General features: G+C 66.6%; 9 protein-coding genes and 1 pseudogene. 7 read left to right on the top strand and 3 right to left on the bottom strand.

The annotated features are described in order from the left end of the window. Nucleotides 1–23: 23 nt before the first annotated feature. From GV001_RS09030 to GV001_RS09020, 3 genes and pseudogenes are all read right to left on the bottom strand, one after another. Nucleotides 24–1,737, bottom strand: a pseudogene (locus GV001_RS09030) (DEAD/DEAH box helicase). Nucleotides 1,738–2,132: 395 nt separating this feature from the next. After that, entirely contained in the window at nt 2,133–2,888 is a 756-nt protein-coding gene (locus GV001_RS09025) for a spermidine synthase (RefSeq protein ID WP_160079298.1), read from the bottom strand. Next, nucleotides 2,885–3,853, bottom strand: a complete 969-nt coding sequence (locus GV001_RS09020; RefSeq protein WP_160079297.1) for an AraC family transcriptional regulator — start codon at nt 3,851–3,853, stop codon at nt 2,885–2,887. The genes GV001_RS09025 and GV001_RS09020 overlap by 4 nt, the downstream gene beginning before the upstream one ends. A 103-nt stretch (nt 3,854–3,956) precedes the next feature. On the opposite strand from GV001_RS09020, the gene GV001_RS09015 reads away from it, so the two are divergent. The 7 genes from GV001_RS09015 (at nt 3,957) to GV001_RS08985 (ending at nt 12,007) form a co-directional block, all read left to right on the top strand. Next, entirely contained in the window at nt 3,957–5,300 is a 1,344-nt protein-coding gene (locus tag GV001_RS09015; protein ID WP_160079296.1) for an NAD(P)/FAD-dependent oxidoreductase, read from the top strand. Between the two features lies 1 nt (nt 5,301). Beyond that, the gene (locus tag GV001_RS09010; protein ID WP_160079295.1) at nt 5,302–6,219 is read left to right on the top strand and encodes a bile acid:sodium symporter family protein; all 918 of its coding nucleotides are present in this window, start codon (nt 5,302–5,304) and stop codon (nt 6,217–6,219) included. Further along, complete coding sequence (locus GV001_RS09005; protein WP_160079294.1) at nt 6,216–6,998, top strand: SDR family NAD(P)-dependent oxidoreductase; 783 nt, start codon at nt 6,216–6,218, stop codon at nt 6,996–6,998. Before GV001_RS09010 ends, GV001_RS09005 begins: the two co-directional genes overlap by 4 nt. Beyond that, nucleotides 6,998–7,738, top strand: coding sequence for a sulfite exporter TauE/SafE family protein (locus GV001_RS09000; RefSeq protein ID WP_160079293.1), 741 nt, complete (start codon nt 6,998–7,000; stop codon nt 7,736–7,738). The genes GV001_RS09005 and GV001_RS09000 overlap by 1 nt, the downstream gene beginning before the upstream one ends. Further along, the gene (locus GV001_RS08995; protein ID WP_160079292.1) at nt 7,735–9,525 is read left to right on the top strand and encodes an amidohydrolase family protein; all 1,791 of its coding nucleotides are present in this window, start codon (nt 7,735–7,737) and stop codon (nt 9,523–9,525) included. The genes GV001_RS09000 and GV001_RS08995 overlap by 4 nt, the downstream gene beginning before the upstream one ends. Nucleotides 9,526–9,707: 182 nt before the next feature. Further along, complete coding sequence (locus tag GV001_RS08990) at nt 9,708–11,054, top strand: class II 3-deoxy-7-phosphoheptulonate synthase (RefSeq protein WP_160079291.1); 1,347 nt, start codon at nt 9,708–9,710, stop codon at nt 11,052–11,054. A gap of 200 nt (nt 11,055–11,254) precedes the next feature. Further along, on the top strand, nt 11,255–12,007 hold the full coding sequence (locus GV001_RS08985) for a M48 family metallopeptidase (RefSeq protein WP_160079290.1): 753 nt from the start codon (nt 11,255–11,257) through the stop codon (nt 12,005–12,007). The last annotated feature ends 11 nt before the right edge of the window (nt 12,008–12,018 follow it).

Raw genomic sequence — 12,018 nt, 5'->3', positions numbered from 1 at the left:
GGACTGCTTCGTTCAGCCGAGGATCAATCCTCGCGGTAGCGGCGCAGCTTCAGGGCCTTGCCGGCGACGCGGGTGTCCTTGAGCTTGCCGAGCAGGCGGTCGAGACCTTCTTCCGGCAGTTCGATCAGACTGAAGGTCTCGCGGATCTGGATGCGACCGATGGCTTCGCGGGCCAGGCCACCTTCGTTGAGGATCGCGCCGAGCAGGTTCTTCGCGGCGATGCCGTCGCGAGTGCCCAGGGCGGTACGGCAACGGGCACGGCCTTCGGCCAGCGGCACCGGGGCACGACGCTCACGCGGAGCGAAATCGCCGCCGCGCTCGCCATCACGCTCGCGACGCTCGCGCGGGGCACTGACGGTCGGCACCAGCGGCTGCTCGCGCTCGACGTCGGCCAGGTTCAGCGACTGGCCATTGGTGGCCTTGCGCAGCAGGGCCGCAGCCAGGGCACGCGGGCTGCAGCCGATATCGGCGATCAGACGGTCGAGCAGCTCGCCATGACTGGCTTCGGCATCAGCCACCAGCGGCGCCAGGCTGTTGGTCAGCTTCTTGATGCGCGCATCCAGTACCTGCTGGGCATTCGGCAGGCGCACTTCGGCAACTTTCTGCCCGGTCACGCGCTCGATCACCTGCAGCATGCGGCGCTCGCGCGGGGTGACCAGCAGCAGCGCACGACCAACGCGCCCGGCACGACCGGTACGACCGATACGGTGCACGTAGGACTCCGGGTCGTACGGCATGTCGACGTTGAGTACGTGGGTGATGCGCGGCACGTCGATACCACGGGCGGCCACGTCGGTGGCAACCACGATGTCCAGACGGCCGTCTTTCAGCGACTCGATGACGCGCTCGCGCTGGTTCTGCGCGATGTCACCGTTCAGTGCGGCCACCTTGTAGCCCTTGGCTTCCAGCGCGGAGGCCAGGTCCAGGGTGGCTTGCTTGGTACGCACGAAAGCGATCAGGGCGTCGAATTCCTCGACTTCCAGCAGGCGCGAAACGGCCTGGACCTTCTGGTCGGCATGCACCATCAGGTGCGCCTGCTCGATCAGCGAGACGGTCTGGGTCTTGGCGGCGATCTTGATGTGCTTCGGTTCGCGCAGGTGCTTCTCGGCGATGGTGCGGATCGAGGCCGGCAGGGTCGCGGAGAACAGCACGCTCTGGCGGCTGGCCGGCATGGCCTGGAAGATCACTTCCAGGTCATCCATGAAGCCGAGCTTGAGCATTTCGTCGGCTTCGTCGAGCACCAGGTGGCTGATGGTCGACAGCAGCTGGTCGTTGCGGCTCAGGTGGTCGACCAGGCGACCGGGAGTGGCGACGATGACCTGGGCACCCATGCGGATGGCCTTGAGCTGCGGGCCCATAGGCGCGCCGCCGTAGACGGCGACCACGTTCAGGCCGGGCATCTGCTTGGAATAGGTTTCGAATGCGGTGGCCACCTGCAGGGCCAGCTCGCGGGTCGGCGCGAGGATCAGCGCCTGCAGTTCACGCTTGGCCGGGTCGATCTTCGACAGGATCGGCAGGGCGAACGCTGCAGTCTTGCCGGTACCGGTCTGCGCCTGGCCGATCATGTCGTGGCCGGCGAGGATCACCGGGATCGCCTGGGATTGAATCGGGGACGGCTCTTCGTAGCCCACCGCGGTCAGCGCAGCGAGAATAGAAGGATGAAGGCCGAGTTCGGCGAAAGTGCCGGTTACTTCCTGGGTCATGGGTCTGCCTCTAGGTGCATCCGCAAAGACCCAAGTTCCAAAGCTGCACATGCCATGTAGGACCCGAAGGTCACCCTGGCAGCCGTGTAGGCGGGGATTTGCGAAAACTAAATGGATGAAACGTCAAGGATAGTCCGCTATGCGGACAAGCTGCCGAAGCAAGCGCTTCGTGAGTTTTACTACCTGAACGACGGCCAAGTTTGGCCGGGCGCGAATCATACAGGAAAAGCTGTCTACGTGGCAGATTTTTTACAAAACCGGCCCGCACCTTGCTAGCGATAACGCGCCAGACCCGGACGACGCCTGGCCATTGCACAGGCCGCTAAGCCGCGGCGACGCATGCTCCGTAGGGTACGCCGTGCGCACCAATGATCCTGTGCGGGGCCGTGGTGCGCACGGCGCACCCTACGAATCGCTTACCGCACCCCATCAACTGGCCGGGCGCAGCACGTCGATCAGCGGCTGCAGCGAATAGCCCAGGCGCGGCGCCAGCTCGGCGGCGCGGGCCGAGAGCAGTTCGGGCTGCAGTTCCTGCTCCAGATCGGCCGGCACCAGCAGGATGACGTTGCCCTCCTTAACCGGAATCTCCCAGTAATGGCGGTGGTAGAGGCCGCGCAGCAGTGCCGCGCCGAGCGGCTTGCCGTCGTCGGTACCCCACTGATTGATCACCAGCCAGCCGCCCGGGTTGAGCTTGGCCTGGCAGTTTTCCAGGAACTTCCAGGCCAGGTGACCGACCGCCGGACCGGTATCGGTGTACAGGTCGAGGAAGATCAGGTCAGCCGACTCGGCGCTGTCGAGCAGCTCCAGGGCATCGCCGATGCGGATGGTCAGGCGCGGATCGTCGGCCAGGCCGAGGTATTCCATGGCCAGGCGCGGCACGTCCGGGCGCAGCTCGATCACCTCGACATCGTCCAGGCTCAGGAAGCTCAGGCAGGCCTGGGTCAGGTTGCCGGCGCCCAAGCCGAGGAACAGCGCAGTCTCCGCTGCCTCATGGCACAGCGCACCGAGCAGCATGGCGCGGGTGTAGTCATATTCCAGCCACTTCGGGTCGCGAGTGAACACGCAGCTCTGCTCAATCGCATCGCCGAATTCGAGGAAACGGTAATCGCCGACTTCCAGCACCCGGACCAGGCCGAATTGATCCTGCACCTCGGCCAGCACCCGTTCTTCACGCAAATCACTCATTCACTCTGCCCCTGGCGAAACTGCCCTGGTGTCATGCTGCTCCAGCGGCGGAAGGCCTTGGCGAAAGCACTCTCATCGGAAAAACCCAGACGCTCGGCCACCTCGCTCAAGCGTGGCGACTCGCGCAACAACTGTTCGGCCATCTGGTACAGCACCTGCTCGCGCAGCAACTTGAACGTGGTGCCCTCCTCGGCCAGCTTGCGGTTGAGGTGGCGCCCGCTCAGCGCCAACTGTTCGGCGACGCGCTCCTTGCCCCAGCGCGGATGCTGGCGCAGCAACTGCTGCACGCGCACCGCCAGGCTCTGCGTACCCAGGCGCTCGAGCAAGCTGTCGGCGAGGCCGCGCAGGTGCTCGCGCATCAGGGCATTGGCCTGGATCAGCGGCACCCGCAGGTCGGCCTCGGCAAACAGCAGCGCATTGTCCGCGGCCTCGAATTGCAGCGGGCAATCCAGCAGCCCGGCATAGCTGGCGAGCTCGCCGCGGGCGGCGTGGCTGAAGCTCAGCTGCAACGAGCCCAGCTTGTTGCCGGCGATCCAGCGCGTCATGTGCAGCAGGCTGGCCAGCACCGCCTCGACCCGCTCCTCGCGGCGTACCTGGTAATGCGGCTGGTAGACCAAGCGTACCTGCCCGGGAACCCGCTGCAGGCTGAACTCGCCGCCCTCGCCGACTATCGGGTAGTACTCGAGCAGGGCTTCCAGCGCCTCGCCCACCGTTTCGCAGCTCATCAGCAAGGCGCCGACCATGTCCAGATGGCCGACCTGCAGGGCGCAGCCCAGGCGCAGGCCGATCAACGGATCGCTGGAGGCGCTACAGAAGGCCTCCCACAGGGCGTCCTGGCGCGCCAGCGGAATGCGCGCCTCGCCACCCAGCGCGCGCAGCTCGGCCGGCAGCGGCAAGGCCAGGCGCTCGGCGGCCTGGAGGATGGCCTGGGCGTAATGCACGGTGACGGAAGGGGTGCTGCTCATGGTCCTGAATTAACCGGGAAAGGTCCTGATTGAGCCGTTACGGCCTGCGCGGGGGTGCATATGCTCACGGAATAACTACAGAAAGACAATCGAGACGCCTTGCATGCACGCCATTATCGGAGCCGGCCCCATGGGGCTGGCGGCTGCCCGTCAGCTACAACGCCATGCTATCCCCTTTGTCGGCTTCGAGTTGCACAGCGATGTCGGCGGCCTGTGGGATATCAGCAACCCGCACAGCACCATGTACGAGTCGGCGCACCTGATCTCGTCCAAGGGCACCACCGCCTTCGCCGAATTCCCCATGCCCGCCGCGGTGCCGCACTACCCGCGGCACCAGCAGATCGGCCAGTACTTTCGCGACTACGCCGAACACTTCGGCCTGCGCCAGCACTACCAGTTCAACACCCGCGTGCTCAAGCTGGAGCGTCTCAACCAGGGCTGGCGTCTGCTCAGTGAATGCGCCGGCGTGCAGCGCGAATGGCAGTTCGACGGCGTGCTGATCGCCAATGGCACCCTGCACACCCCCAACCAGCCGGTTCTGCCCGGTCCGTTCGCCGGCGAGCTGCTGCACTCCTCGGCCTACAAGTCGGCGGAGGTCTTCGCCGGCAAGCGCGTGCTGGTGGTCGGCTGCGGCAACTCGGCCTGCGACATCGCCGTGGATGCCGTGCACCGCGCCGTCTCGGTCGACCTCTCGGTACGCCGCGGCTACCACTTCCTGCCCAAGTTCATCCTCGGCAAGCCCACCGACACCTTCGGCGGCGCGATCAAGCTGCCGCGCCGGCTCAAGCAGCTGGTCGATGGCCTGCTGGTCCGCGTCCTGCTCGGCAAGCCCTCGCAATACGGCCTGCCCGATCCGGACTACCGCCTGTACGAGTCGCACCCGGTGATGAACTCGCTGGTGCTGCACCATATCGGCCATGGCGATATCCAGCCGCGCGGCGATATCCGCAAGGTCGACGGCCATAGCGTGACCTTTACCGATGGCAGACAGGCCGACTACGACCTGATCCTCCAGGCCACCGGCTACAAGCTCGACTACCCGTTCATCGACCGTGCCGAGCTGAACTGGCCCCAGGGCGCCGGCGCGCCGCAGCTGTACCTCAACGTGTTCCACCCGCAGCACCGCGACCTGTTCATGCTCGGCATGATCGAAGCCTCCGGCCTCGGCTGGCAGGGCCGCGCCGAACAGGCGGAACTGGTCGCCCTGGTGATCCGCCAGCAGCTCGACGGCCATGCCTTGGCCGCGCGCTTCCACCAGCAGGTGCAGCAACGCTTCGCCCAGCGTCTGGACGGCGGCTACGCCTACCTGCCGCTGGAACGCATGGCCTACTACGTGCACAAGGACAGCTACCGCGCCGCGCTCAAGGCCCATAGCGCCGAGCTGCGCGCCGGCCTCGCGCCGCAGATACTCAGCAACAGTACGGCGCCACTGGCGCGGGAGGTCTGAGATGGGCGAGGTACAGATCCAGTTCGACCCCTCCAGCCTGATCCTGATCAACGTCATTCTGGCGGTGATGATGTTCGGCGTTTCCCTCGACCTGCGCGCCGAGGACTTCCGCCGCATCGTGCGCGAGCCCAAGGCACCGCTGATCGGCCTGCTGGCGCAGTTTCTGCTGCTGCCGGCACTGACCTGCCTGGTCTGCTGGGCGCTGCGCGTGGAGCCGCAACTGGCCCTGGGCATGATGCTGGTGGCGGCCTGCCCCGGTGGCAGCTTCTCCAACATCATGACCTGGATGGCCCGTGGCAACGTGGCGGTTTCGGTGAGCATGACCGCCGTTTCCAGCCTGGCGGCCAGCGTGCTCACGCCGCTCAACTTCACCTTCTATGCCTGGCTCAACCCGCACACCCGCGCCCTGCTCACCGAAATCTCGATCCAGCCCCTGAGCCTGCTGCTGATGGTGTTGCTGGTGCTGGGCGTGCCCCTGGTGCTGGGCATGATGATCGGCCGGCGCTTCCCCCTGCTCACCCTCAAGGTGGAAAAGCCACTGCGCATCTTCGCTCTGCTGGTGATGCTGGTGTTCGTCGGCCTGGCCTTCAGCCGCAACTTCGAACAGTTCCTTGAACACTTCCACCTGTTCTTCTGGCTGGTGGTGGCGCACAACGCCCTGGCCCTGCTGATCGGCTATGGCAGTGCAGGCCTGGCAGGCCTGCCGGTCGCCGACCGCCGCGCCATCACCCTGGAGGTCGGCATCCAGAATTCGGCCCTGGGCCTGGTGATCATCTTCACCTTCTTCCCCCAGGCCAGCGGCATGCTGCTGATCGCCGCGTTCTGGGGCTGCTGGCACCTGGTCTCGGGCCTCACCCTGGCCTGGCTGTGGTCACGTCGCACGGAACTGCCGGCATCCGCCCAGGAGGCCACACCATGAGCGTGGTGCTGATCACTGGCGCCGCCAGCGGCCTGGGCTGGGCCTTGGCCCGTGCCTGCCATGCCCGTGGCGACCAGCTGCTGCTCACCGATATCGACGCCAACGGCCTGGCCGCACGGGTTGCCGAACTGGGTGAGGCGCGAGTCCTGGGCATCGCCGGCGACATCTGCGATCCCGAGTTGCACCGCGCACTGCTCCAGGCTTGTCGCGAGCACTTCGGTCGCCTCGATGTGCTGCTCAACAACGCCGGCATCACCCATCGCTCGCCCACCGTGCAGACCGACCCGGCGGTATTCCGCAAGGTCATGGCGGTGGACTACCACGCACCGCTGGAACTGACCCTGAGCGCCCTGCCGCTGCTGTGCGAGAGCCGTGGCCAGGTCGCCGCCATCGGCTCCATGGCCGGCTGGATGCCGGTGCTCGGCCGCGCCGGCTACTGCGCGGCAAAGAGCGCCCTGAGCCAGGCCTTCGAAGTGCTGCGCGCGGAGATCGCGCGTGACGGCCTCCATCTGCTGATGGTCTACCCGAGCTTCCTCGACACCCCCATCGACCGCAACGCCCTGGGCGCCGACGGCAAGCCGGCCGGCCACGCGCGCTCGACCATAGGCCGGATCCGTGGTGCCGACTGGATGGCCGGGGAAATCCTCAAGGGCCTGGAGCAGCGTCGGGAGCGCCTGTTCCCCGACCGCGGCAGCTGGCTGGCCAGCCTGCTCTGGCGCCTGGCGCCGAGCCTGTACTACCGCAAGATGAGCCAGCGCTTCGCCGGGGAGATGGGTTGATGGCCTTCGCTCCCTACGCCCTAGGCGCCTTTATCCTGCTGGCCTACACCTTGGAAGCCATCACCGGCTTCGGCAGCATCGTTATCGCCTTATCGCTGGGTGCATTGCTGCTGCCGATCGACCAGTTGCTGCCGGTGCTGGTGCCGCTGAACATCTGCATGACCGGCTACCTGGTCAGCCGCCACTGGCGCATGATCGACCGCCGCCTGCTGCTCGGCACCATCCTGCCCGGCATGGTCGCCGGCACCCTGCTCGGCTACTGGCTGCTGCCCTGGCTGGACACCCAGGCGCTCAAGGTCGGCTTCGGCGCCCTGGTGCTGTGGTTCGCCGGCCGCGAGCTGTGGCGCCTGCGCCATGCCAGCGCGATGCCGGTACGGCCGACCTGGCTGACCCGCATCATCACCCTGGGCGCCGGCATCAGCCACGGCCTGTTCGCTTCCGGCGGCCCGCTGCTGGTCTACGGCCTGGCCGGCACCGCGCTGGACAAGGCACGCCTGCGCGCCACCCTGGTGACGGTGTGGTTCGCCCTCAACAGCCTGCTGACCATCGCCTTCCTGCTCGACGGCCGCCTGCTGCCGGCACTGCCACAGGTGGCGACCTACGCCCCGCTGCTGCTGCTCGGCGTATGGCTGGGCGAGCGCCTGCACCGCCGCTTCGACGAGCGCCATTTCCGTATTGCCATCTATTGCCTGTTGCTGATCACCGGCACCCTGCTGCTGTCGCCCTGGAGCCTGCTATGAGCTATGACATCATCATCAAGAACGGCCTGTATTTCGACGGCAGCGGCGCGCCCGGCGCACTGCGCCATATCGGCATCAAGGCCGGGCGCATCGATGCGGTCAGCCTCAGCCCGCTGGATGAAAACGGCTGCCCCGAAGTTCTCGACGCCGCCGGCAAATGGGTGACCCCCGGCTTCCTGGAAATCCACTCGCACTACGATGCCGAAGTGATCGCCGCGCCAGCGCTGAAGGAATCGGTGCGCCACGGCGTGACCAGCGTGACTATCGGCTCCTGCTCGATCAGCATGGTGCTGGCCGATGCCGAGGACTGCTCCGACCTGTTCACCCGCGTCGAGGCGGTACCGCGCGAGTACGTGCTGCCGATCCTGCAACAGAAGAAGACCTGGCGCGACGCCGCCGGCTACCGCGCCTTCTACGACCAGCACCCGCTGGGGCCGAACGTCAGCTCCTTCCTCGGTCACTCCGAACTGCGCGTGGCGGTAATGGGTCTGGAGCGTGCCACCCGCAAGATCAAACCGAGCGAAGCCGAGCTGCAGCGCATGGAGCAGCTGCTGGAAGAGGCGCTGGACGCCGGCTGCATCGGCCTGTCGGTGATGACCACCAAACTGGACAAGATGGACGGCGACCGCGCCTGGTCCAGCCCGCTGCCCTCGACCTTCGCCAGCTGGAGCGAGTTCTCCCGCCTGTTCGCCGTGCTGCGTCGGCGCGGCGCGGTGCTGCAGGGCGCGCCGGACGCGGTAACCAAGGTCAACGTGTTCGCCTTCCTGTATCAGGCCCATGGCTGGCTGCGCAAGCCGCTCAAATGCACCATGCTCACCGCCCTGGACCTCAAGTCGCAGCCGCTGCTGCACCGTTTCACCCGTCTCTCCGGCTGGCTGGCGAACAAAGTGCTGCGCGGGCATTTCCGCTGGCAGACCCTGCCGGCGCCCTTCACCCTGCGCCTGGAAGGGCTCAACGTGAACGCCTTCGAGGAGTTCGGCGCCGGCGAGATCCTGCGCAATATCAAGGATCCGGACCAGCTGTACGCCAAGGTCAAGGAGCCGGAGTTCCGCGCCCTGTTCAAGCAGCAGGTCAAGGCCATCCTCACCAAGGGCCTGTGGCACCGCGACTTCTCCGACTGCTGGGTAACCGAGTGCCCGGACCCCAGCCTGGTCGGGCAGAACTTCAAGCAGCTCGGCCAGGCCCGTGGCCTGGACGCGGTGGATGCCTACTTCGAGATCGCCTGCCAGTACCGCGAGGCGCTGAAATGGACCACCTGCTACGGCAACCAGCGCCTGCCGGTGATGCACAAGCTGCTGGCCAGCCCCTGGACCCAGCCGGGCTTCGCCGACTCCGGCGCGCACCTGCGTTCGATTGCCCAGTACAACTTCCCGCTGCGCTTCCTCAAGTACGTGCGCGACGCCGAACTGGTCGGCACGCCGTTCATGGACATAGGTCGCGCCGTGCACCGCCTGAGTGGCGAGCTGGCCGACTTTATCGGCGTGGACGCCGGCACCATCCGCGTCGGCGACCGCGCCGACCTGGTGATCGTCGATCCCGCCGGGCTGACCGATGAACTCGACGCCATGCATGAGGCGCCCATGGAGGTCATCGGCCTGCAGCGGGTGGTCAAGCGCAACGACGCGGCCGTGGACGCCACCCTGATCAACGGCCGCATCGCCTACCGCCGCGGCGCCGGGTTCCCCGAGGCGCTGGGCAAACAGCGCGGCTTCGGCTGCTTCCTGCCGGGCCGCGACGTATTGCCGCGCAGCGCTGCTGCTCAAGGCTTCAAACCGGCCACCGCCTGAGCGTAGCCAGCAGCCACACACCTGTAGGAGCCAGCTTGCTGGCGATCAATGCACCCGCAAACGGCTGATCGCCAGCAAGCTGGCTCCTACATACAGAGGCCTATCGCGCCGATCGGCTCACGCGCGCGGGCCGATCGGTTACCATGACTGTCTGCATGTACCGCTGATAGCCGAGAAGTCTGATGTCGCAAGCCTGGAGCCCCGAAAGCTGGAGAAGCAAGCCGATCCAGCAGCAACCCCAATACCCGGACGCCGCCCACCTGCAGCAGGTGGAAAAGACCCTGGCCGGCTATCCGCCGCTGGTCTTCGCCGGCGAGGCGCGCGAGCTGCGCCGCCAGTTCGCCGAGGTCACCCAGGGCCGCGCCTTCCTGCTGCAGGGCGGTGACTGCGCGGAAAGCTTCGCCGAGTTCTCCACCCTGAAGATCCGCGACACCTTCAAGGTGCTGCTGCAGATGGCCATCGTCATGACCTTCGCCGCCGGCTGCCCGGTGGTCAAAGTCGGGCGCATGGCCGGGCAGTTCGCCAAGCCGCGCTCGGCCAACGACGAAACCATCGATGGCGTGACCCTGCCCGCCTATCGCGGCGATATCGTCAACGGCATCGGCTTCGACGCCGCCAGCCGCGTGCCGGACCCGGAGCGCCTGCTGCAGGCCTACCACCAGTCCACCGCCAGCCTCAACCTGCTGCGCGCCTTCGCCCAGGGCGGCTTCGCCGACGTGCACCAGGTGCACCAGTGGAACCTGGACTTCATCGCCAATTCCGCCCTGAGCGAGAAGTACCAGCAACTGGCCAACCGCATCGACGAGACCCTGGCCTTCATGCGCGCGGTGGGCATGGACAGCGCGCCGCAACTGCGCGAAGTCAGCTTCTTCACCGCCCACGAGGCCCTGCTGCTGAACTACGAGCAGGCCTTCGTGCGCCGGGACAGCCTCACCGGCGGCTGGTACGACTGCTCCGCGCACATGCTGTGGATCGGCGACCGCACCCGTCAGCTGGACGGCGCCCATGTCGAGTTCCTGCGCGGCGTCGGCAACCCGATCGGGGTCAAGGTCGGCCCGAGCATGGATCCGGATGAGCTGATCCGCCTGATCGACATCCTCAACCCGGACAACGACCCCGGTCGCCTCAACCTGATCGTGCGCATGGGCGCCGACAAGGTCGAAGCCCACTTCCCGCGCCTGCTGCGCAAGGTGCAGGGTGAAGGCCGGCAGGTGCTGTGGAGCTCAGACCCCATGCACGGCAACACCATCAAGGCCTCCAGCGGCTACAAGACCCGCGACTTCGCGCAGATCCTGTCCGAAGTGAAGCAGTTCTTCGCCGTGCACCAGGCCGAGGGCACCTACGCCGGCGGCATCCATATCGAGATGACCGGGCAGAACGTCACCGAGTGCATCGGCGGCGCGCGGCCGATCACCGAGGCCGGCCTGTCGGATCGCTACCACACCCACTGCGACCCGCGGATGAATGCCGACCAATCGCTGGAACTGGCCTTCATGATTGCCGAGACGCTCAAACAAGTACGCCGCTGAAGACCACGACGTAGCGGGCGCCGCGCGGCGCCCGCTACGCCAAGTGAGACCTGTTTCAGCGCTCGCCCCAGGCACCTGTGCAACAATTCGCGCAGTCTGCGGGCTCCGGTGTCTTGAGTCCGGAACGTGATCCAGCGCTCTGCAAGCACCACCCAGCCGGGAATGACTCGCGGCTTATACCCCACCAAGGAAGATGACCGATGAAACTGCAACTCCCCCTCTCCGCCCTCGCCTTCGCCACCCTGCTCAGCGGCTGCCAGAACATGAGCCCGGACGCCATGCTGCAGACCGGCATGATGGCCATGCAGGCCGCCACCCTCAGCGATGCCGAAGTGAAGAGCCAGGCCGACCAGGCTTGCATGCAGATGGACGCCGAAGCGCCCATCGCCGATGCGGACAGCGAATACACCCAGCGCCTGAACAAGATCGCCGCCAACCTGGGCAGCCAGATCCACGGCACCCCGGTGAACTACAAGGTCTACCTGACCGACGAGGTCAATGCCTGGGCCATGGCCAACGGTTGCGTGCGCGTGTACAGCGGCCTGATGGACCTGATGACCGACAACGAAGTGGAAGGCGTGCTCGGCCACGAGATGGGCCACGTCGCCCTCGGCCACACCAAGAAGGCCATGCAGACCGCCCACGCCACTTCCGTGGCGCGCAATGCCGCGGCCTACTCGGGCAACAGCACCGCCGCCGCCCTGTCCAGCTCGCAGATCGGTGAACTGGGCGAGGCCCTGGTCAACGCGCAGTTCTCCCAGTCCCAGGAATCCGATGCGGACGACTTCTCCTTCGACCTGCTGACCCAGCGCGGCGTCAAGCGCGAGGGCCTGGTCACCGCCTTCGAGAAGCTGGCCAAGCTGGGCGGCGGCGAAAGCAGCATGTTCGACTCGCACCCGGCCTCCCAGGAGCGTGCCGAGCATATCCGCGCGCGCATCGCCGCCAACAAGTAAGCAACCGCTTT

The organism is Pseudomonas sp. 8AS (assembly GCF_902506505.1).
Classification (GTDB): domain Bacteria; phylum Pseudomonadota; class Gammaproteobacteria; order Pseudomonadales; family Pseudomonadaceae; genus Aquipseudomonas.
This window is presented reverse-complemented; position numbering and strand designations above follow the sequence as displayed.

Bases quoted from the DNA above. Each gene is read 5' to 3' on its own strand.
- GV001_RS09000 (WP_160079293.1), top strand. From the start codon at position 6,998: ATGGCCTTCGCTCCCTACGCCCTAGGCGCCTTTATCCTGCTGGCCTAC.
- GV001_RS08995 (WP_160079292.1), top strand. From the start codon at position 7,735: ATGAGCTATGACATCATCATCAAGAACGGCCTGTATTTCGACGGCAGC.
- GV001_RS09025 (WP_160079298.1), bottom strand. From the start codon at position 2,888: ATGAGTGATTTGCGTGAAGAACGGGTGCTGGCCGAGGTGCAGGATCAA.
- GV001_RS09010 (WP_160079295.1), top strand. From the start codon at position 5,302: ATGGGCGAGGTACAGATCCAGTTCGACCCCTCCAGCCTGATCCTGATC.
- GV001_RS09020 (WP_160079297.1), bottom strand. From the start codon at position 3,853: ATGAGCAGCACCCCTTCCGTCACCGTGCATTACGCCCAGGCCATCCTC.
- GV001_RS08990 (WP_160079291.1), top strand. From the start codon at position 9,708: ATGTCGCAAGCCTGGAGCCCCGAAAGCTGGAGAAGCAAGCCGATCCAG.
- GV001_RS09005 (WP_160079294.1), top strand. From the start codon at position 6,216: ATGAGCGTGGTGCTGATCACTGGCGCCGCCAGCGGCCTGGGCTGGGCC.
- GV001_RS08985 (WP_160079290.1), top strand. From the start codon at position 11,255: ATGAAACTGCAACTCCCCCTCTCCGCCCTCGCCTTCGCCACCCTGCTC.
- GV001_RS09015 (WP_160079296.1), top strand. From the start codon at position 3,957: ATGCACGCCATTATCGGAGCCGGCCCCATGGGGCTGGCGGCTGCCCGT.